At 71.2% G+C, this 20,094-nt stretch carries 15 protein-coding genes and 1 rRNA gene; 6 read left to right on the top strand and 10 right to left on the bottom strand.

Annotated features, from left to right (window positions below):
- The 4 genes from ACWEN0_RS46110 to ACWEN0_RS46095 form a co-directional block, all read right to left on the bottom strand.
- Window positions 1-178, bottom strand: a 16S ribosomal RNA gene (locus ACWEN0_RS46110); the annotation flags it as partial.
- Window positions 179-610: 432 nt separating this feature from the next.
- Entirely contained in the window at window positions 611-2,164 is a 1,554-nt protein-coding gene (locus ACWEN0_RS46105) for an amidase (RefSeq protein ID WP_451987838.1), read from the bottom strand.
- On the bottom strand, window positions 2,164-3,507 hold the full coding sequence (gene glnA, locus ACWEN0_RS46100; RefSeq protein WP_451987836.1) for a type I glutamate--ammonia ligase: 1,344 nt from the start codon (window positions 3,505-3,507) through the stop codon (window positions 2,164-2,166). Before glnA ends, ACWEN0_RS46105 begins: the two co-directional genes overlap by 1 nt.
- A gap of 61 nt (window positions 3,508-3,568) precedes the next feature.
- Complete coding sequence (locus tag ACWEN0_RS46095; RefSeq protein ID WP_451987834.1) at window positions 3,569-4,849, bottom strand: MFS transporter; 1,281 nt, start codon at window positions 4,847-4,849, stop codon at window positions 3,569-3,571.
- A gap of 87 nt (window positions 4,850-4,936) precedes the next feature.
- Between ACWEN0_RS46095 and ACWEN0_RS46090 the strand changes: the two genes are divergently transcribed.
- Window positions 4,937-5,593, top strand: a complete 657-nt coding sequence (locus tag ACWEN0_RS46090; RefSeq protein ID WP_451987832.1) for an LppX_LprAFG lipoprotein — start codon at window positions 4,937-4,939, stop codon at window positions 5,591-5,593.
- On the opposite strand, the gene ACWEN0_RS46085 is transcribed toward ACWEN0_RS46090, so the two are convergent.
- Both ACWEN0_RS46085 and ACWEN0_RS46080 read right to left on the bottom strand, forming a co-directional pair.
- Window positions 5,590-7,029: an alpha/beta hydrolase gene (locus ACWEN0_RS46085; RefSeq protein ID WP_451987830.1), complete on the bottom strand. Its 1,440-nt coding sequence runs from the start codon at window positions 7,027-7,029 to the stop codon at window positions 5,590-5,592. The two genes, ACWEN0_RS46090 and ACWEN0_RS46085, sit on opposite strands and share 4 nt — an antisense overlap.
- A gap of 11 nt (window positions 7,030-7,040) precedes the next feature.
- Window positions 7,041-8,603, bottom strand: coding sequence for an alpha/beta hydrolase (locus ACWEN0_RS46080; protein WP_451987828.1), 1,563 nt, complete (start codon window positions 8,601-8,603; stop codon window positions 7,041-7,043).
- Between the two features lie 156 nt (window positions 8,604-8,759).
- Here ACWEN0_RS46080 and secA2 point away from each other — a divergent pair, with 156 nt between their 5' ends.
- From secA2 to ACWEN0_RS46065, 3 genes are all read left to right on the top strand, one after another.
- Window positions 8,760-11,099 (top strand): accessory Sec system translocase SecA2, encoded by a 2,340-nt coding sequence (gene secA2, locus ACWEN0_RS46075; RefSeq protein WP_451987826.1) that lies wholly within the window; start codon window positions 8,760-8,762, stop codon window positions 11,097-11,099.
- A 74-nt stretch (window positions 11,100-11,173) separates the two neighbouring features.
- Entirely contained in the window at window positions 11,174-11,725 is a 552-nt protein-coding gene (locus tag ACWEN0_RS46070; protein WP_451987824.1) for an RNA ligase 1 family protein, read from the top strand.
- Between the two features lie 59 nt (window positions 11,726-11,784).
- A complete protein-coding gene (locus ACWEN0_RS46065; protein WP_451987822.1) occupies window positions 11,785-13,506 on the top strand; it encodes an NAD+ synthase in 1,722 nt (573 codons plus the stop codon).
- On the opposite strand, the gene ACWEN0_RS46060 is transcribed toward ACWEN0_RS46065, so the two are convergent.
- Window positions 13,503-14,117: a VOC family protein gene (locus ACWEN0_RS46060; protein WP_451987820.1), complete on the bottom strand. Its 615-nt coding sequence runs from the start codon at window positions 14,115-14,117 to the stop codon at window positions 13,503-13,505. The two genes, ACWEN0_RS46065 and ACWEN0_RS46060, sit on opposite strands and share 4 nt — an antisense overlap.
- Before the next feature lie 38 nt (window positions 14,118-14,155).
- Here ACWEN0_RS46060 and ACWEN0_RS46055 point away from each other — a divergent pair, with 38 nt between their 5' ends.
- Window positions 14,156-14,671 (top strand): methylated-DNA--[protein]-cysteine S-methyltransferase, encoded by a 516-nt coding sequence (locus ACWEN0_RS46055; RefSeq protein ID WP_451987818.1) that lies wholly within the window; start codon window positions 14,156-14,158, stop codon window positions 14,669-14,671.
- Between the two features lie 225 nt (window positions 14,672-14,896).
- Here ACWEN0_RS46055 and ACWEN0_RS46050 read toward each other — a convergent pair whose 3' ends face one another.
- Window positions 14,897-15,487 (bottom strand): DinB family protein, encoded by a 591-nt coding sequence (locus ACWEN0_RS46050; protein ID WP_451987844.1) that lies wholly within the window; start codon window positions 15,485-15,487, stop codon window positions 14,897-14,899.
- 124 nt (window positions 15,488-15,611) lie between these two features.
- On the opposite strand from ACWEN0_RS46050, the gene ACWEN0_RS46045 reads away from it, so the two are divergent.
- On the top strand, window positions 15,612-16,058 hold the full coding sequence (locus tag ACWEN0_RS46045) for a MarR family winged helix-turn-helix transcriptional regulator (protein WP_451987816.1): 447 nt from the start codon (window positions 15,612-15,614) through the stop codon (window positions 16,056-16,058).
- Here the strand turns inward: ACWEN0_RS46045 and ACWEN0_RS46040 are convergent.
- A complete protein-coding gene (locus ACWEN0_RS46040; protein ID WP_451987814.1) occupies window positions 16,021-16,593 on the bottom strand; it encodes a hypothetical protein in 573 nt (190 codons plus the stop codon). The genes ACWEN0_RS46045 and ACWEN0_RS46040 overlap by 38 nt on opposite strands.
- A gap of 64 nt (window positions 16,594-16,657) precedes the next feature.
- Complete coding sequence (lysX, locus tag ACWEN0_RS46035) at window positions 16,658-19,981, bottom strand: bifunctional lysylphosphatidylglycerol synthetase/lysine--tRNA ligase LysX (protein WP_451987812.1); 3,324 nt, start codon at window positions 19,979-19,981, stop codon at window positions 16,658-16,660.
- Window positions 19,982-20,094 lie beyond the last annotated feature (113 nt).

The following is a 20,094-nucleotide window of genomic DNA, read 5'->3' as shown; positions in this document are numbered from 1 at the left end:
GTGATATCCGGTATTAGACCCCGTTTCCAAGGCTTATCCCAGAGTGCAGGGCAGATTACCCACGTGTTACTCACCCGTTCGCCACTCATCCCCCACCGAAGTGGGTTCAGCGTTCGACTTGCATGTGTTAAGCACGCCGCCAGCGTTCGTCCTGAGCCAGGATCAAACTCTCCAACAATGTCTTCGAATTCAATCGAGGCAATTCAATGCTCTCAAAGGAACCTCATACGAGGTTCAATACATAAGCTCTACTGGCTTAGTTCACTAGCACACTGTTGAGTTCTCAAGCAACACACTCTGGATTGACCGCCTTATCAGCGGCTTCGTCCTCGGCGTTTGTTCCAAGCGATATTCAAAGCTTTTGGTCGAGCATGCCTCAGCCTACGGTGTTAGTCGTAGGGGATCGGCGGCCGCTCGTGGGCCGACGCTGAACATTACCCGGTCCGATCCGCGGTGTCAACCCGCTCGTCCCGTCCGGATCTCCGGGGCTTGCGGCCCCGGTGTGACCCGGTGTTCCTGGCGACGAAGAGAAGATTACATGCCCCGAAACCGGTCCCGAACAGGGGGGTCACTTAACGCCATTGCCGCAGGTCAGAGCGTGTTCAACGGGCTACTGGGGCAAGGCCGGCAGGTAACGCGGCGGGACGCGGGCCGGCGCGACGCGTTCGAAGTCGGCCGCGAGCGCGAGCATCCGGGCGTCGGACCACTGCGCCCCCATGAACGAGATGCCGACCGGAAGCGGTCCCGCGAAGCCGGCCGGCACCGTCACGTCGGGGTAGCCCGCGACCGCGGCCGGGGTCGACGACGGGATCACGTCGTCGTCGCCCGTCGCGCAGTCGGTCTTCCACGCCGGCGGGTTGGTGGGCGACGCGATCGCGTCGAGGTGGTACTTCGCCAGCGTCTCGTCCAGGGACCGGCGGGCGAGGTCCGACAGCTCCGCGCGGCCGGCGAGGTAACCCGGGTCAGTCGGCGGCGGCGCGGCCAGCGCCTGTTCGAACAGCTCCTGCCCGGCGAAGCACGTCCGCTCCAGCGGGTCGGACCGGTTGTACGCGATCAGGTCGGCCAGCGTCCGCGGTCCGGTCGGCCGGGTGGCCAGGTACCTGTCGATGTCGCGGTGGAACTCCGTGAGCAGCGCCGGGAACTCCAGCTCGGCCAGCCGGTCCTGGTACGGCGGCGTCACTTCGACGACCGTCGCACCCGCCTTGACCAGGGAGTTCCGCGCGGACGTCAGGATCGCGTCCGTCGCCGGGCCGAGCACCGGCAGCCGCCACAGGCCGATCCGGGCGCCGCGCAGGACACCCGGCCGGAGCAGCTTCGCGTAGTCCGTCGGCTGGGTCTTCGGGTACCGCGAGGTCGCCGGGTCGGCGGGGTCGCGCCCCTGCAGGACCGAGAGCGTCAGGGCGACGTCGACGACGTTGCGGCCGATCGGGCCGGCGGTGTCCTGCTCGGCGGAGATCGGCACCACGCCGGTGCGGCTGACCACGCCGAGGCTGGGTTTGTGCCCGACCGTCGCCGTCATGCCCGCCGGGCAGACGATCGAGCCGTCGGTCTCCGAGCCGATCGCCACCTGGGCCAGCGACGCGGCGACGCCGGCCGCGGATCCGGCGGACGACCCGCATGGGTTGTGGTCCAACACGTACGGGTTGTTCGTCTGCCCGCCTACGCCCGACCAGCCCGACGTCGGCTTCGCGGCGCGGAAGTTCGCCCATTCGGAAAGGTTCGCCTTGCCGAGGAGCACCGCCCCGGCGTCACGCAACCGGGTGATCAGCGTGGCGTCCTTCGCCGGGAGGCTGCGCAGGGCGCGCGACCCGGCCGTCGTCTGCTGGTCACGCGTGTCGACGTTGTCCTTGACCAGCACCGGGATGCCGTCGAGCGGACCGCGCAGGTGGTGCGCGCGACGCCGGGCGTCGCTCGCGGAGGCCTGCGAAAGGGCGGCGGGGTTGAGCGCCAGAACGGCGTTCACCTTGCCGTCGAGCCGGTGGATCCGCTCGAGGTAAGCACTGGTCAGGCCCACCGCGGTCAGCCGGCCGGACGCCATCCGCGCCTGCAGGGCCGGGATGTCGGCCGAGTCGAGGTCGAACTTCGACGAGGCCGACGCCGGCACCGCGGTCGCGAGGAGCAACGCGGCGGCCAGGATCGCGAGGAACACCGGCCGCCGCCCCATCAGAGCACCGGGAGGAGCGTCCGGAGTTCGTACGGGGTGACCGCACTCCGGTAGTTGTCCCATTCGACGCGCTTGTTCCGGAGGAAGAAGTCGTAGACGTGCTCGCCGAGGGCTTCCGGCAGGAGCTCGGACTTCTCCATCTCGGCCAGGGCCTCCCCCAGGTTCTGCGGCAACTGCGCGTAACCGGCGGCGCGCCGCTCGGAATCGCTCAGCTGCCAGATGTTGTCCTCGGCGGGCGGCGGCAGCTCGTAGCCCTTCTCGATCCCCTTCAGCCCGGCGGCCAGGATGACCGAGTACGCCAGGTACGGGTTGCACGCCGAGTCCAGGGTACGGATCTCCACCCGTCGGGATGACGCCTTTCCGGGTGAATACATTGGGACGCGGACGAGCGCGGAGCGGTTCGCGCGGCCCCACGAGACCGTCGTCGGCGCCTCACTGCCGCTGATCAGGCGTTTGTACGAGTTGACCCACTGGTTGGTGACCGCGGAGATCTCCTTGGCGTGGTGCAGCAGGCCGGCGACGAACGCCTTGCCGGTCTCCGACAGCTCGTGCGGGTCCTCGGCGTCGTAGAAGGCGTTGCGGTCGCCCTCGAACAGGCTGATGTGGGTGTGCATGCCCGAGCCGGGCTGGTTCGTGAACGGCTTCGGCATGAACGTCGCGCGCACGCCCTGGGTCAGCGCGACCTCCTTGACGACGTAACGGAACGTCATCACGTTGTCGGCCATCGTCAGCGCGTCGGCGTAGCGGAGGTCGATCTCCTGCTGGCCCGGTGCCCCTTCGTGGTGGCTGAACTCGACCGAGATGCCCATCGCCTCGAGCGTCTCGATGGCGTGCCGGCGGAAGTGCGTCGCCGTGGCGTGGCTGGCCTGGTCGAAGTAGCCGCCGTTGTCGGCGGGCTCCGGCTCGCTGCCGTCTTCGGGCAGGTTGGCCAGCAGGAAGAACTCGATCTCCGGGTGCACGTAGCACGTGAAGCCCGCTTCACCGGCCTTCGACAGCTGGCGGCGCAGGACGTGGCGCGGGTCGGCCCACGACGGCGAGCCGTCCGGCATCGCGATGTCGCAGAACATGCGGGCCGAGTACGGGCTGCCGTCGGGGGTCTCCCAGGGCAGGACCTGGAACGTGGCCGGGTCCGGCTTGGCGACCATGTCCGATTCGTAGACGCGCGCGAAGCCCTCGATGGCGGAGCCGTCGAAGCCGATCCCCTCGGTGAAAGCGCCCTCCAGCTCGGCGGGCGCGACCGCGACGGACTTGAGGAACCCCAGCACATCGGTGAACCAGAGACGGACGAAACGGATGTCGCGCTCCTCGAGCGTGCGGAGCACGAATTCCTGCTGGCGATCCATGGCCGCACCCTAACGACAGCGTGTTAACGGGATGTTTCACGACGCGCCGGGGGTGACGAAGTCACGTCGCGAGCACCGGAACGGGCTTCTTCGCGCGGGTGATGGCCAGCGATGCCGCCGACGCCAGCACCGCCAGGACGGCCGCCGAGTACCAGGCCACGTTGTAGTTGCCCAGCTGGTCGCGGACCAGGCCGGCCGCCGATGCCGCGAACGCTGCGCCCAGCTGGTGGCATGCGAAGACCCAGCCGAACACGATCGGGCCCGCTTCGCCGAACGCGCGGACGCACAGGGCCACTGTCGGGGGGACCGTGGCCACCCAGTCCAGGCCGTAGAACAGGATGAACGCCCACATGCTCGGCTGGACCGAGTTCGTGAACAGCTGCGGCAGCAGCGCCAGCGAGAGGCCGCGCAGCGCGTAGTAGACGCCGAGCAGGATGCGCGGGTCGACGCGGTCGGTGAGCCAGCCCGAGAAGATCGTGCCGACGACGTCGAAGACGCCGACCAGGGCCAGCAGGCTCGCCGCGGTCGTCTGGGGCATGCCGTGGTCGTGGGCGGCCGGGACGAAGTGGGTGCCGACCAGGCCGTTCGTCGTCGCGCCGCAGATCGCGAAGCCGATCGCGAGCAGCCAGAACGTCCGGGTCTTCGCGGCTTGGCCCAGCACCGACAGCGCGCGGCGGGCCGAGCCGGTCTTCGCCTCCGGGCGGGCGACCTCGGCGTCGGCCGGAGCACCGTACGCCGTGGTGCCGATGTCGGCGGGGTGGTCTCGGATGACCAGCAGGACCACCGGGACGACGGCCAGCGCCGCGATCGCGATGACCAGCGACGCCGTCCGCCAGCCCGAGCCCACCGCCAGGTTCGCGATCAGCGGCAGGAAGATCAGCTGGCCGGTGGCGCCCGCCGCGGTCAGGACGCCGGTGACGACGCCGCGGCTGCGGACGAACCACCGCGTCGCGACCGTCGCCGCGAAGCTCATCGCCATCGAGCCGGTGCCCGCGCCGATCAGCACACCCCAGCACAGGACCAGCTGCCAGCTCGCGCTCATGAAGACCGTGCCGGCCGCACCGAGGGCGATGACGAACAACGCCGTCGCCGAGACGCGGCGGATGCCGAAGCGCTCCATCAGCGCGGCCGCGAAGGGCGCGAAGAGGCCGTAGAGCACGAGGTTGACCGAGACGGCCAAGCTGATCGTGGCCGTGGACCAGCCGAACTCCTGGTGCAGCGGGTCGATGAGGACGCCGGGCGCGGACCGGAAGCCGGCGGAGGCGAGCAGCGCGACGAAGGCGGCGCCGGCGATCAGCCACGCGCGGTGCAGCCTCGGGGCAGGGCGGGTCTCAACAGTCACCTCAGCAGTGTCACCGTGCGCGCGAGCCGCCGAAAGTGGCCTGAAGGACATCGTCCGCAAGGATCGGGCCACCACTAGGCTCGGAGGATGTCCCGCGCCGCCCTCCTGCTCGTGCTCCTGCTGACCGCCGGGTGCACCGGTTCACCGGACACGCGCGGGCCGTTCCCCGCGGGGTCCGAGCTGGTCCGCGACGCGGCGACGTCGTTCGCCGAAGTCCGCAGCGTGCACTTCGCGGCGGGCGTCAACGGCGTGCTGGCGGGCTTCCCGCTCCGGCAGATCGAGGGCGACGCGACCCTCGACGGCGGCGGCTCCGCGACCGGCACGGCCGACGTCCAGGACGGGGACGGGCACACGAAGTTCCGCTTCACCGCGCGGGACGGCCAGGTCAGCACCGACGCCGGGAACTCGCCGCTCCCCGAGATCTACGCGGTCGGCAGGTTCCTCGGCCCGTCCGCCGGGCTGAAGCGGCTGCTCGACGGCGTCGCCGACGCGAAGACCGAGGGCAAGGAGAACGTCGACGGCGCCGCCGCCCTGCGCGTCGGGGGCCGGGTGCCCGCGGCCGTCGCGCACGGCGTGCTGCCGCAGGTCACCACGGACATCGTCGTGAAGGTGTGGGTTTCGGCGGACGGGCCGCGGCGGTTCGTCCGGCTCTGGGCGCAGATCCCGTCGGCGGGCGACCACCTCAGCCCGGTGATGATCGAGCTCTCCCTGACCAAGCAGAACGAGCCCGCGAACCTCGGCTAGCAGCGGGTCTCGGCGGCCGTTCCGTCGATGAGGTACGCGATGCCCGCGCGGTCCACGCACGCGTTGCCCTGAAGGAACACCGTGTGCTGCACGCCTTCGTAGGTGAGCAGCGTGCCGCCGAGGTCCTTCGCCAGGTCGACGCCCTGCCGGTAGGGCGTGGCCGGGTCGTGCGTCGTCGAGATGACCAGCGGCTTGGGCACCCCGGCCGGGTGCGGCGCGTGCTCGGCCGACGTCGGCGGGACCGGCCAGGTGGAGCAGATGTCCAGCTCGCTCGTGTCCGGGGTGCCGCCGGCCAGGAACGGCGCGCCGGCCAGCATCTTCTCGTGCGCGCGGTCGATCGTCGCGCGGTCCGCGACGCGGGTGTGGTCGACGCAGCGGACGGCGAAGTACGCGTCGATCGCGCCGCTGTAGTGCCCGTTGTTGTCGCGCTCGTAGTAGTCGTCGGCGAAGGCCAGCAGCGTCCGGCCGTTGCCCGCGGCGAGCTGGGCGAGGGCGGCGTTCAGGGCGGCCCAGTCGCCGCGGGAGTAGAGGCCGCCGAAGGTGCCGGTGATGGCGTCTTCGAACGACAGGTGCCGGCTGCCGGCCGGGGCCGGGTTCTTGATCAGCGGGCGCACCAGCCGCTGGAACGCCTCGGTGCCGCCGGGGATCGCGCAGTCGTGGCGGGCCGCGCACCACTTGCCGAACTCGTTCAGCGCGTCCTGGAACCCCGCGGCCTGCGTGACCAGCGAGTCGACCAGGCCCTGCGCGGGGTCGATGGCGCCGTCGAGCAGCAGCGCGCGCACCTTGCGCGGGTACGCCTCGGCGTAGGCCGCGCCGATCTGCGTCCCGTACGAATAGCCGAGGTAGGTCAGCTTCTCGTCGCCGAGAGCGGCGCGAAGGACGTCGAGGTCGCGTACGACGTCTCGCGTGCCGACGTTCGCGAGGAACTCCTTGCCGTACTTCGTCGCTTCGGCGCACTTCGCGCCGTACGCGGTCGTCTCGGCGAGCTGCTTCTTCACCCCATCAGGCGACATGTCGCTTTCGCTGTCGGAGGCGCGGTCCGCGTCCTGCTCCGCGTCGGAGCGGCAGGTGATCCGCGGCTCGCTCGTGCCGACGCCGCGCGGGTCGAAGCCAACCAGGTCGAAACGGTCGAGCAGGGGCGCCGCGGCGGGTGTCCTGGCCAGCGACGCCGCCGTCGCCGTCCCCCAGCCGCCCGGCCCGCCCGGGTCGACGACCAGCGAGCCGATCCGCTGCTTCGCCGCCTTGTGCCGCAGCAGACCGACGGTCACGGTCGTGCCGTCCGGCTTCGCGTAGTCCAGCGGCACGGTCAGGTGCGCGCAGTCCAGCGCGTCCCCGCAGGGCGTCCACGCGAGCTTCTGCGAGGTGAACTTTCCCAGTTCAGGAGCACGCGGCGCGGGTGGCGGCGTGCTCGTGCACGCCGCCAGCAGCACCGCCAAGCCGACGGCTCCTACTGCCCGGAGCACCGCTTGCCGTCCGGCGGCACCGTGCCGTCGACCAGGTAGGCCGTGCCGGCGTCGTCAACGCACTGGACGCCCTGCAGGAACACCGTGTGCTGCGTGCCCTCGAAGGTGAGCAACGCGCCCTTCAGGCCCTTCGCGAGGTTGACGCCCGCCTGGTAGGGCGTCGCCGGGTCGTTCGTCGTCGAGATGACCAGCGTCTTCGCCAGGCCTTCGACGTTCGGCACGTGCGGTTCGGACGTGTTCGGCACCGGCCAGAACGCACAGGCGTCCCGGGCCGCCGAAGCCGGGCGGCCGTCGTCGAGGAACGGCGCCACCTTCACGTACTCCTCCTGCGCCTTGAGGATCACCGCCGGGTCCGTGACGCGCGGGTCGTCGACGCAGCGGATCGCCGTGAAGGCGTCCTGGGTGGTGCCGTACTTGCCGTCGGAGTCACGCTCGTTGTAGATGTCGGCGAGCTTCTCCAGCGTCGCGCCGCGCTGCTGCTTCAGCTCGTTGAGGCCCGAATTGAGCGCGTCCCACAGGCTCTGCTGGTAGAGCGCCTGGATGACGCCGGTGGTCGCGTCCTCGTAGGACAGCTTGCGGCCGTCGCCGACCGGCACCGGGAAGTCGATCAACGGCCGGACGAGGTCCTGGAACGCCTTGACCGCGGCGTTCGCGTCCTGGCCGAGCGCGCAGTCCTGCTGACCGGCACACCACTTCGCGAACTGCGTGAAGGCCGTCCCGAAGCCCTGGCCCTGGGCGACCAGCGACTCGACCGCGTCCTGCTCGGGGTCGACCGCGCCGTCGAGGATCATCGCGCGCACGTTCTTCGGGAACGCTTCGGCGTAGGTCGACCCGATCCGGGTGCCGTAGGAGTAGCCCAGGTAGGTGAGCTTTTCGTCGCCGAGGACCGAGCGGAGGACGTCGAGGTCCTTGACGACGTCCCGGGTGCCGAGGTTGGCCAGCATGCCGGTGCCGTCTTCGGTGCGCTGGGCGCACTTCGCGGCGAAGTCCTTTTCCTGCGATTCCTGCTTGAGCACACCCGCCGGCGAGCCGTCGGTCTCGCTGTCGTCGGCCCGGTCGGCGTCCCGCTCCTGGTCGGTCAGGCAGTGGACGGCCGGCTGGCTGGCCCCGATCCCCCGCGGGTCGAAGCCGACCAGGTCGAAGCGCTTGCCGAGGTCGGACTTCGCCGTCGGCTTGACCAGCCCCGCGGCCGCGACCATGCCGGACGCGCCCGGGCCGCCGGGGTTGACCACCAGCGACCCGATCCGGGCGCCCGCGTCCGTCGCCTTGTGCCGGAGCAGGCCCAGCGTGATCGTGTCGCCGGCCGGCTTGGCGTAGTCCAGCGGCACGGTCAGCCGGGCGCACTGGAGGTCCTTCGCCTGGAACGCCGACCTCGCGTCCTCGGACGTCGCGTAGGGTGCGCAGTCAGCCCAGGTCAGGCTCTGGCCGTAGAACCGCTCCAGCCCGGCGGGCACCGGCCCGGACGGCGGGTGCGACTCGGTGGTCGGCGCGGCCGGCGCCGGCCCACCGGTGGACGTGCAGGCGGCCAGAGAGGCCGCGATCAGCACGGATGTCGCAATTGCGGTGATCCGGCGACGACCGGACCTGGCGCTGGGATGAGGGAACACGGTTGGATCGTCCCATCCGGCCGCGGAACTCCGACGCACCACTGCCGCGTTGGGTGGTGGAGGCCGGTCGAGCGAAGAGAGAACGGGAGACCAGGGGTGGCAGCACTGATCAGCCGGGTGGGCAAGAAGCTCCGCCGGATCATCCAGCGGCCGGGCAGCGTCGAGCTGACCTGCTACGAAGCCTTGCTGCCCGCGGTCGAGAAGCTCGAACCCGAGCTCGAGAAGCTCTCCGACGAAGAGCTGACCGAGCGCGCGGGCAAGCTTCGCGAGACGCTGAAGGACACCGCGTTCGGCGACGACCAGCTGATCGAGGTGTGCGCACTGGGCCGCGAGGCCGCCCGGCGGGCCCTCGGCGAGCGCGCGTTCGACGTCCAGGTGCTGGGCACGATGGGCCTGCTCACCAAGCACGTCGTCCAGATGGAGACCGGTGAGGGCAAGACGCTCGCCGGCGCGCTCGCCGCGGCCGGGTACGCGATCCGCGGGAAACGCGTCCACGTCGTCACGGTCAACGACTACCTGGCCCGCCGCGACGCGGAGTGGATGGGCCCGGTGTACGCCCTGCTCGGCGTGTCGGTCGGCTGGGTCGAGCCCGCGCACTCGCGCGAAGAGCGCCGCGAGGCCTACGCCAAGGACGTCACCTACGGCGCGGTCGCCGAGATCGGCTTCGACGTGCTGCGCGACCGGCTGGTGACGTCGGTCGACGACCTGGTCCAGCCGGCCCCCGAGGTCGCGATCGTCGACGAGGCGGACTCGGTGCTCGTCGACGAGGCCCGCGTCCCGCTGGTGATGGCCGGCTCGATCGACCACACCGACGCCGACGAAGAGGTCGCGAAGGTCGTCCGGCGGCTGCGGCTCAACCTGCACTACGAAACGGACAGCGAAGGCCGCAACGCCTGGCTGACCGACGCCGGCGCCTCCGTCGTCGCGAAGTCGCTCGGCCTGGAGGTCGACGACCTCTACGGCGAGACGGCGTCCGACCGGCTGCCCGCGGTGAACGTCGCGCTGCACGCGCACGCGCTGCTCACCCGCGACGTCGACTACCTCGTGCGTGACGGCAAGGTCCAGCTCATCAACGCCGCCCGCGGCCGCGTCGCCGAGCTGCAGCGCTGGCCGGACGGCCTCCAGGCCGCCGTCGAAGCGAAGGAGCAGGTCACCGCGACCGACCGCGGCGAGATCCTGGACTCGATCACCGTCCAGGCGCTGCTGGCGCGCTACCCCGAGGTCGCCGGCATGACCGGTACCGCGGTCGCCGTCGCCGAGCAGCTGCGCGAGTTCTACGAGCTCGAGGTCGCGGTCATCCCGCCGAACACCCCGAACATCCGCGAGGACCTCGAGGACCGGATCTTCGCGTCGCCGTCGCAGAAGCTGCGGGCGATCGAGGAGGAGATCCGGACGGTCCACGAGACCGGGCGGCCGATCCTCGTCGGCACCCAGGACGTCGCCGAGTCCGAAGAGCTGGCCGAGAAGCTGGCGAAGGTCGACCTCGAGTGCGTCGTGCTCAACGCGCGCAACGACGCCCAGGAGGCCGCGATCATCGCCGAGGCCGGCAAGAAGGGCGCGGTCACCGTGTCCACGCAGATGGCCGGCCGCGGTACGGACATCCGGCTGGGCGGCACCGACGGCGCGACCCGCGACGAGGTCGTCGAGCTGGGCGGGCTGCACGTCATCGGCACCGCGCGGTACCCGTCGAGCCGGCTCGACGGCCAGCTGCGCGGCCGGTCGGGCCGCCAGGGCGACCCGGGCAGCGCGATCTTCTTCGCCAGCCTGAACGACGAGCTCGTGCTGTCGAACGCGCCGGACGTGCCCGAGGGCATCACCGACGACGAGGAGACCGGCGAGATCGTCGACAACGCGGCGCTGCGGCAGCTGAACCACGCCCAGCGCGTCGCCGAGGGCGTCGACCTGGAGATCCACCGCAACACCTGGCGCTACACCCGGCTGATCGAGCGGCAGCGGCGCGACCTGCTGGTGCACCGCGACAAGGTGCTTCGCACCGCGTACGCGGCGGAGCAGCTCGAGAAGGCGCACCCGGAGAAGTTCGCCGAACTGAAGGAGAAGCTCGACGACCAGGACAAGCTGGAGCAGATGTGCCGCGAGGTGCTGCTGTTCCACATCGACCAGCTGTGGTCCGACCACCTGGCGTACCTGACCGACGTCCGCGAGAGCATCCACCTGCGCGCGCTGGCGCGGGAGACGCCGCTGGACGAGTTCCACCGCGCGGCGATCCCCGAGTTCCACAAGATCATCGGCGAGGCGGACTCGCGGGCGGCGAAGACGCTCGAAGAGGCGGAGCTGACCGACGAAGGCATCGACCTCGGTGAGGCCGGTGTGCGGCGCGCGAACACGACGTGGACGTACCTCGTGCACGACAACCCGTTCGACTCCGACTTCGAGCAGACCATCAAGAAGGTCCGGAGCATGATCAAGCGGAAGTAACTTCGCCGAAAACCCCCGCCCGGTTCGTCCGAGCGGGGGTTTTTTCGGTTGCCGCGAGCGGCAGAATCGGCGCCATGCGCAAGATCCCGACGCTGTTCCGGCGCGACCCCGAAGACCTCCGGCGGATGACCCGCGAAGTGCACCCCGCGTGCCAGTGGGTCCTCGACGGCGAAGGCGTGCCCACCCGCAAGTACGACGGCACCTGCGTCCGGCTCGACGAGTCCGGGACCTGGTGGGCGCGGCGCGAGGTGAAGCCGGGCAAGGACGCGCCGGCCGGGTTCGAGGCCGTGCAGACCGACCCCGAGACGGGCAAGACCGTCGGCTGGGAGCCGATCGGGCAATCGGCGTTCGCGGCGTTCTTCGAGGAGGCGCAGGAGCGGCTTTTCGGGGCGGCACCCGGCACGTACGAACTGTGCGGCCCGAAGGTCAACGGCGATCCGGAGCAGCTCGGCGCGCACCGGCTGGTCCCCCACGCGAGCGCGCAGGAGTTCGCCGACGTCCCACGCGACTTCGACGGGCTGATGGCGTGGCTGCTCGCGCACCCGGAGTTCGAGGGCGTCGTCTGGCACCACCGGGACGGCCGGATGGCGAAGCTGAAGCACCGGGACGCCGTCGCGTCGACCTAGCGTGGCATTTCGCCCACATTCGCTCGGCCGTGCGGGTGGCCGTGGTTCAGAATGACGGCATGCCGCAACTGCGCATCGCGCTCGCCCAGGTCAACCCCACGGTCGGCGACCTCGACGGCAACGCCGACCTGCACGTCGAATGGACCCGCCGGGCCGCCGAAGCCGGCGCCCACGTGGTGGTGTTCCCCGAAATGTCCCTCACCGGCTACCCCGTCGAGGACCTTTCGCTGCGCGGCACCTTCGCCGCCGCCTCCCGGCAGGGCGTCGAGTCGCTGGCCCGCCGGCTCGACGACGCGGGCTGCGGCGACGTGCTGACCTACGTCGGCTACCTCGACCTCGACGAAGCCGGCCCGCGCGACGCGGCGGCGGCGCTCTACCGCGGCGAAGTCGTCGCGCGGCAGTTCAAGCACCACCTGCCCAACTACGGCGTGTTCGACGAGCACCGCTGGTTCAAGCCGGGCACCGAACTCGACGTCGTCCGGTTCCACGGGCTCGACATCGGCATGGTCATCTGCGAGGACATCTGGCAGGACGGCGGGCCGATCTCGGCGCTGGGCCGCGCCGGCGTCGACCTCGTGGTGGCACCGAACGCGTCGCCGTACGAGCGGTCTAAGGACGAGCAGCGGCTGCCGCTCATCGCCCGCCGCGCCGCCGAAGCCGGCGCGCCGCTGGTCTACACCAACCAGGTGGGCGGCCAGGACGACCTCGTGTTCGACGGCGACTCGCTCGTCGTCGGCGCGGACGGCTCGGTGGTGGCGCGCGCGCCGCAGTTCGTCGAGCACCTGCTCGTGCTGGACATGGACCTCACCGCGGGCGGGCACGCCGGCGACGGCGAGCTCGAAGGCCTGCACGTCCGGCGCCGGGTGGTGAGCTCGGAACCGCTGCCCCCCTACGAGCCGACGGCCGAGCCGGTGATCAGCGAGCCCCTGTCGGACGAGGCCGAGGTGTGGTCGGCGCTGGTCGTCGGGCTGCGGGACTACGTGCACAAGAACGGCTTTTCGTCGGTGACGTTCGGGTTCTCCGGCGGCATCGACTCGGCCGTCTGCGCGGCGCTGGCCGCGGACGCGCTGGGCGGCGACAACGTCTACGGCGTCTCGATGCCGTCGAAGTACTCGTCGGGCCACTCGAAGGACGACGCGGCCGACCTCGCGCGGCGGATCGGGGCGCACTACCGCGTCGAGCCGGTCGAGGACATGGTGCGGGTGTACGTCGAGCAGCTTTCGCTGACGGGCCTGGCCGAGGAGAACATCCAGGCGCGGACGCGGGGCATGCTGCTGATGGCACTGTCCAACCTGGACGGTCACCTGGTGCTGGCCACGGGTAACAAGACCGAGCTGGCCGTCGGGTATTCGACGATCTACGGCGACGCGGTGGGGGCGTTCGCGCCGATCAAGGACGTCTTCAAGACGCACGTCTGGCAGCTCGCGCGGTGGCGGAACGACACAGCGGCTCAACGCGGCGAGACCCCGCCGATCCCGGAGAACTCGATCTCGAAGCCGCCGTCGGCCGAGCTGCGGCCGGGCCAGATGGACTCCGACTCGCTGCCGGACTACGCGCTGCTCGACGACATCCTCGACGACTACGTCGAGGGCGACCGCGGCTACGCCGACCTGATCTCCGCCGGGTTCGACCCGGACACCATCGACCGCGTGGTGCGGATGGTCGACAAGGCCGAGTACAAGCGGCGCCAGTACCCGCCGGGCACGAAGATCACGTTCAAGGCGTTCGGCCGCGACCGGCGGCTGCCGATCACGAACGCGTGGCGCGAGGGCAAGGCTTAGGTCAGCGCGACCTGACGGCCGTCCTTCGCCTGGAGGGCCGCCGTCAGGCTCGCCTGGTTCGCCCGCCGGACCAGGAGTTCGAGGCCGAGCGCTTCCGTCGCGGTCTTGACCGACTCCGGGTCCGGGTGGGCGCCGGTGACCATCAGGAGCGGGATCGACGGCAGGCCGCGCGTCGTCGGGTGCGGCGTGGTGCCCCAGTCGATGAGGAACGGGCGGAGCGTGCCCGGGAGGCTCGGCGGGGTCAGGCGCCAGCGGAGGACTTCGCCGTCTTGGGTCGCGCGGGACATCTCGACGGCGTCGCCCGGGTCGAAGCCGCGGGCTCTCGCCTGGGCGATCGTCGCGTCGAGGTCGGTGGTGCGGACGGCCCAGGCGACGAGCGCGGGCTCGGTCAGGTCGTCGATGCCGAAGGGGCGCGGGTTTTCTGGCTCCGGCTGCGCGGGATCGGGACCGACGACCTCCAGGTACATGCCGGCACCGAGGTCGGCGAGGTGGTTCGCGGTGCCGAGGCCGACGTGGCTGCCGCCGGGCGCGGGCGTGACGCCGGTGAGCGCGGTGACGCGGGCGACGGCCTCGGCGAGGTCCGGGCCGGCGTAGACGAGGTGATCGAGCACGGAGTCATTTTGTCGTACCCCGGTCGTAGGCTCGCAAGATGACATCGGGGTGGACGGCGTTCGACACGGCGATCGGCGAGTGCGGGCTCGCGTGGCGTGACGACGTGGTGGTCGGGACTTCGCTGCCTTCTTCGTCGTTGCGGGCTTGGTTCAGCCGGCGGTTCCCGGAGGGCGCTCCGGGGCCGGGGGCGCAGGCGGCGGTGGACGGGATCGTGGCGTTGCTGGGCGGCGCGCGGGCGGATCTGACGTCGGTGGAGCTGGACATGGCAGGGGTGCCGGAGTTCAACCGCCGCGCGTACGAGATCGCGCGGACGATCCCGCCGGGCAAGACGCTGACGTACGGCGACATCGCCCACCGGCTGGGTCAGCCCGGTTCGGCGCAGGCCGTCGGGCAGGCGATGGGGCACAACCCGTTCCCGATCATCGTGCCGTGCCATCGGGTGCTGGCGGCGGGAGGGAAGGACGGCGGGTTTTCGGCGCGGGGCGGCGTCGAGACCAAGCGGCGGATGCTCGTGATCGAGGGGGCGTTGGCTGACGAGCCGACGCTGTTTTGACGGGACGCTGTTCTGACGGGCTGTGGGGCCTGGCCGCTTGGGTGGGCGCGGGGCCGGAGTGGTGGTGTGGTCGGGGCCGGGCTTGTGCGCGGAGGGTCGGCACGCGTGATTGAGCGGTCGACGCGCGTGACTGGGGAGCCGACACACGTGATTGGAGGGTCGACACGGCCCGGCGGGGGTGCCGCCGGGCCGGGCCGAGGCGTGGGGTGAGGTGGGCGGGGCGGGTCAGGCGGGTTGGGGTTGTGGCTTCCAGGGCTTCATCCACGGGGACTCCGGCCAGCCCTCTGCCGCGGCCATCAGGGGAATGGCCGTGCCGCCGTCGATGTGTTCGCGGATGATGTCCGCGTGGCCCGCGTGGCGGGCCGTCTCCTCGATCAGGTGCAGCAGGACCCAGCGGACCGACCACGCCTCGACGTCCTGCGGGTACCACGGCACGCCCTTCGGCACCGGGACCGCCTGGCCGAGGTCTTCGATGCCCGCGATGACCTCCGCCGTGCGGGCCGCCACCTCGTCGTAGCGGGCCAGGACGGCCGCCAGCGTCTCGTCCGGGCCCAGGCTGTACCCCGTCCGGTAGTCCGCCATCGCTTCGTCGAACGGCTTCTGCGGCAGCTGCAGGATGATGTCCAGCCAGCCGTCCTCGGTCGTCGCGACGTGCTTGACCAGGCCGCCCACCGAGAGCGCGCTCTTCGTCGGGGTCAGGCGGGCCTGCTCGTCCGTCAAGCCGTGCGCCGCCAGCTTCAGCACGTACCTCTGCTGTTCGAGGAACTTCACCAGCCCGTCACGCTCGTCGGTCACCGGGGACACGTTTCCCGCCATCTTGATCCACTCCTTCGGCTTGGTCGCCCGCATCTTCCCACCGGCCACCGACATTTCCGCGCAGTCATGAGCAAAGTAGTCAGTATCAATTTCGTCTATGTACTTTGCGGGTAGAGTCGGGAGCGTGTCAACGGAGAACTCCCCCAGCGGTGCGGAGCTGGCCGACGCGCTGCGGCGCATCACGCACGTCCTGCGCCGGTACGCGGGTGCGCCCTACGCCAAGCGCGGCTGGCCGACCGCCCAGATCCAGCTGCTGCTGATGGTCGACCTGCTCGGCGACCGGCCGCGGATGGGCGAGGTCAAGCGCCGCCTGGGGGTGACCGGCCGGGCGATCACCTCCGCCGTCGACGCGCTGGAGCGCGACGGGCTGCTGCGGCGTGAACCCGACCCGACCGACCGGCGGGCGAGCCTGCTGGCCGTCACCGACGCCGGACGGCACCGGCTCGGGGAGATCGAGAAGATCCAGCACGGCCACGCCGACGAGACGTTCCGCGTGCTCGACCCGGCCGAGCGCAAGACGCTGCTGGAGCTGCTCAGCCGGCTCGAGGAGCATGTCGTGGCGCAGGCTTGACGAACGCGTACGTCCCGCCGACGCCGTAGAGCACGGCCCGCACCACCAGCTGGGCGCGCGTGAAGATCCCCTCGTACGAGCCCGTCTGCCGGGCCAGCACGACGGCCAGCCAGGTGGCCATCACCAGCACGAGACCGGCGACGGCGAGGGCCCGCCAGCCCGGCGGCCACCACAGGATCAGGCTGACCACCCCGACCGCGAGCACGACGCTGAGCAGCGACGAAAGGACGTCGCTGTGCTCGGGGTAGACGGCCTGGATCAGCACGAGCAGGCCGAACGCGCTCACCGAGATCGAGCTGAGCCGCGCCGACCACTGGACGGGCCCGAGGCGGTGCAGCGGCGGCCCGGCGAGCAGGAACGCGACGCCGGACACCGCGAGCAGGACCCGGAACACCGGCGGGCCGGCGAGCAGCGCCGACGCCGGATCGTCCACCGGGGACACGCCCGTCGGCAGGAAGAACTCCAGGAGCCAGCCCGAATACGCGAGGACGGCCACCCCCATGAGGAAGGCCGAGGCGATCCGAGCCGTGCGCACGAGGCACACATTAAGCGACCCCGGCGGTTCCGGCGGAACCAGCGTGATCAGTTCGACCGAGTCGTTATGCCTGCGGACGGACGAACGGGAACAGGACCGTCTGGCGGATCGACGCCCCGGTCAGCATCATCAGCAGCCGGTCGACGCCCAGACCGAGCCCGCCGGTCGGCGGCATGCCGTGTTCCAGGGCGAGCAGGAAGTCTTCGTCCAGCTCCATCGCCTCGACGTCGCCGCTGGCCGCGCGCAGCGACTGCGCCTCCAGCCGCCGCCGCTGCTCGACCGGGTCGGTCAGCTCGGTGTAGGCGGTGCCGACCTCGGAGCCGAACGCGATCAGGTCCCAGCGCTCGGCCAGCCGCGGGTCCTCGCGGTGCTGGCGGGTGAGCGGCGAGACGTCGGTCGGGTAGTCCGTGTAGAACGTCGGCAGCACGGTCGCGCCCTCGACGAGGTGCTCGAACGCCTTGAGCACGAGGTCGCCGTGGCTCGGGTCCTCCCCCACCGGCACGCCCGACGCGGCGCACAGCCGCCGCAGGTCGGCCACCGAAGTCCCCGAGTCGACCTGCTCCCCGAAGGCCGCCGAGACGGCGTCGTGCACCGTGATCACCGGCCAGTCGCCGGAGATGTCGTGCTCGACGACCCGGCCGTCCGCGCCGGGCCGGCGCACGACCTGGGCGCCGTACGCCGCCTCGGCCGCGTGCTGGACCAGCTCGCGCGTCAGCGTCCGCATGGTGTCGTAGTCCGCGTACGCCTGGTACGCCTCGAGCATCGTGAACTCGGGGTTGTGCGTCGCGTCGACGCCTTCGTTGCGGAAGTTGCGGTTCAGCTCGAAGACGCGCTCGACGCCCGCGACGCACAGGCGCTTGAGGTACAGCTCGGGCGCGATCCGCAGGTACATCCGCATGTCGTAGGCGTTGATGTGGGTGACGAACGGGCGGGCGTTGGCGCCGCCGTGCACCGTCTGCAGCATCGGCGTCTCGACTTCGAGGTAGTCCGCGTGGTGCAACCGGTCGCGCACCGCGCGGACCACAGTGGACCGCAGCCGCAGCATGGCCGTCGAGTCCGGGTTGACCGCGAGGTCGAGGTAGCGCTGCCGCACCCGCGTCTCCGGGTCGGTGAGGCCCTTCCGCTTGTCCGGCAACGGGTGCAGGCACTTCGCGGTGACCGTCCACTCGTCGACGAGCACCGAGAGCTCGCCGCGCTTCGACGTCACGACCAGGCCGCTGACGCCGACGTGGTCGCCGAGGTCGACGCCCGTCCGCCAGCCGGTGAGGTCGAGCTCGCCGGCCTCCAGCATCAACTGGATTTCGCCGCTGAAGTCCTTGACGCGCGCGAAGCACAGCCCGCCCATGGTCCGTAGCGCCAGCACGCGCCCGGCGATCCGGACGCGGTGGCCGGTGGCGGTGTCCGGGTCCAGGTCGCCGAACTTCTTGACGACGTCGCCGATGTGGTCGTCGCGGCGGAACCCGACCGGGTACGGGTCGATCCCGGCTTCGCGCAGCTTGGCGAGCTTGGCCATCCGGACGCGGACCTGTTCGGGCCGCCGCACCGGCTTCGCCGCCGGGACCGCCGCGGACTCCTCGATGGCCTTGACGCGCGCGACGAAGTCGTCGGTGACCGTCTCCAGCCGCAGCGACCGCGACCGCCCGGTCGGGACGAACCCCTCGAGCGCGCCCGCGACGATGCCGACGCGCGGGAGGCGCCGCGCCGAGGAGTAGCAGAGGAACCGCGGCTCCCAGTCCGGCCCGTACTTGGCGTTGGACCGGTACAGCGACTCCAGCTGGAAGAACCGCGAGGCGACGCTCAGGATCCCCTTCCAGGCCCGCAGGACCGGGCCGGCGCCGATCCGCTCGCCCTCGGAGAACACCGCGCGGAACATCGCGAAGTTGAGCGAGATCCGTTGCGCGCCCAGGTGCGGGCCGGCCGCGACGACCTCGGCGATCATGTACTCGTTGAGGCCGTTCTCGGCGTCGCGGTCGCGGCGCATGAGATCGAGGGACAGCCCGCGCCGCCCCCACGGCACGAACGACAGCAGGCCGCGCAGGTCGCCGCGCGCGTCGTAGGCCTCGACCATCACGCTGCGGCCGTCGCTCGGGTCGCCGAGGCGGCCCAGCGCCATCGAGAACCCACGTTCGGTCTCGGCGCCGCGCCAGGCCTGGGCCCGCGCGAGCAGCTCGGCCATCTCGTCGTCGGGGATCTCGCCGTGGCGGCGGACGCGCGAGGTGTACCCAGCGCGCTCGATGCGCTTCACGGCCTGGCGCACCGAGCGGCGCTCCGGCCCGGCGAGGCTGAACTCGCGGACGTCGAGCACGGCCTCGTCGCCGATCTCCAGGGCCCGGAGGCCGGCGTCGGTGTACGCCTTGGCGCCGCGTTCGCTCGCCCCGAGCACACCGGGCGTCCAGCCGTAGGTGCGCGCCTCGTCGAGCCACACGCGGACGGCGTCCGGCCAGGCCTCGGGGTCGCCCACCGGGTCGGCGCTGGCGACGCTGGTGCCGGCCAGCACCCGGTAGGTGACGGCCGCGCGGCCGTTCGGCGAGAAGACGACGCTCTTGTCGCGCCGGGTGGCGAAGTAGCCGAGGGAGTCGTCCTCGCCGTGCTCGGCGAGCAGCTCACGCACGCGAAGCTCTTCTTCGTCGGTGCGCAGGCGGCGGCTGCGGACCCCGCGGAAGAGCAAGTACAGCGCCCCGGTGACGACCGCCGTCGCGCCCAGGTCGATGAGGACGTCCAGCCAGGCCGGGCCCTCGCCGACGCCGATCCGGCGCAGCTGGAGGTTTTCCCCGGTGGCGTGGTTGACGACCCAGGCGAACCGCTCCCAGGCGTCGCCGAGGTGGCCCGGGAACGCCTCGGCCAGCAGGAAGCCGACCGCGATGACCGTGGCGAAACCGCCGACCAGCATGGTGAGGCCGTCGCGCCAGGCGCTCGGCGCGAGCCGGGCGGGGAACGCCCTGCGCAGCGCGAGCAGGAAGATGATCAGCGCGACCGACAGCACGTCGGCCGCGGTGAGGGCCCACAGCTGGGCCGGGATGTGGCGGGCCTGCTTCGCACCCAGCGAGAGCAGCTCGGGCGACCACAGCAGCGTCGCCTGCAGGGCGACCGTGAGCACCAGGCCGACGACCTGGAACAGCACCAGTGTGTACAGGGCCGCCTTCTTGCGCCGGCGCAGCGCGGCGCCCAGCACCGCCATCAGCAGCACCATCACCAGGCTCGCGCTGGTCGGCACGCTCAGGCTCGAAAACGCCATGTCGATGCCGTTGAGCAGCCGTCCGTGCGGGCCGTTGGTGAACAGGAGGATCACCGAGAACACCGCGGCCAGCTGGACCACGGTCGCGACGATGCCGCCCGCCTTCGCCTTCCACGCGGGGAGGCGCGGGCGCGTGCTCGCGAGGTTTCCCATGGGTGCTTTTGTCGCCTTTCGCGGCCGATCGGGGGTCATGCCCTCTACTTGACGTAAGTGAACACAGGTTGGTTGTCCCCGGGCATCAACCTGAAGGCTGACGGCGTCTGGTC

The sequence above is a fragment of the Amycolatopsis sp. NPDC004378 genome, from assembly GCF_053602455.1.
The sequence above is the reverse complement of the archived record's forward strand: the minus strand, read 5'-3'. Positions and strand labels throughout refer to the sequence as shown.

Coding starts and splice junctions, on each gene's coding strand:
- ACWEN0_RS46105 (WP_451987838.1), bottom strand. CDS start 2,164: ATGGGGCGGCGGCCGGTGTTCCTCGCGATCCTGGCCGCCGCGTTGCTC.
- glnA (WP_451987836.1), bottom strand. CDS start 3,507: ATGGATCGCCAGCAGGAATTCGTGCTCCGCACGCTCGAGGAGCGCGAC.
- ACWEN0_RS46090 (WP_451987832.1), top strand. CDS start 4,937: ATGTCCCGCGCCGCCCTCCTGCTCGTGCTCCTGCTGACCGCCGGGTGC.
- ACWEN0_RS46070 (WP_451987824.1), top strand. CDS start 11,174: ATGCGCAAGATCCCGACGCTGTTCCGGCGCGACCCCGAAGACCTCCGG.
- ACWEN0_RS46065 (WP_451987822.1), top strand. CDS start 11,785: ATGCCGCAACTGCGCATCGCGCTCGCCCAGGTCAACCCCACGGTCGGC.
- ACWEN0_RS46055 (WP_451987818.1), top strand. CDS start 14,156: ATGACATCGGGGTGGACGGCGTTCGACACGGCGATCGGCGAGTGCGGG.
- ACWEN0_RS46050 (WP_451987844.1), bottom strand. CDS start 15,487: ATGGCGGGAAACGTGTCCCCGGTGACCGACGAGCGTGACGGGCTGGTG.
- lysX (WP_451987812.1), bottom strand. CDS start 19,981: ATGGGAAACCTCGCGAGCACGCGCCCGCGCCTCCCCGCGTGGAAGGCG.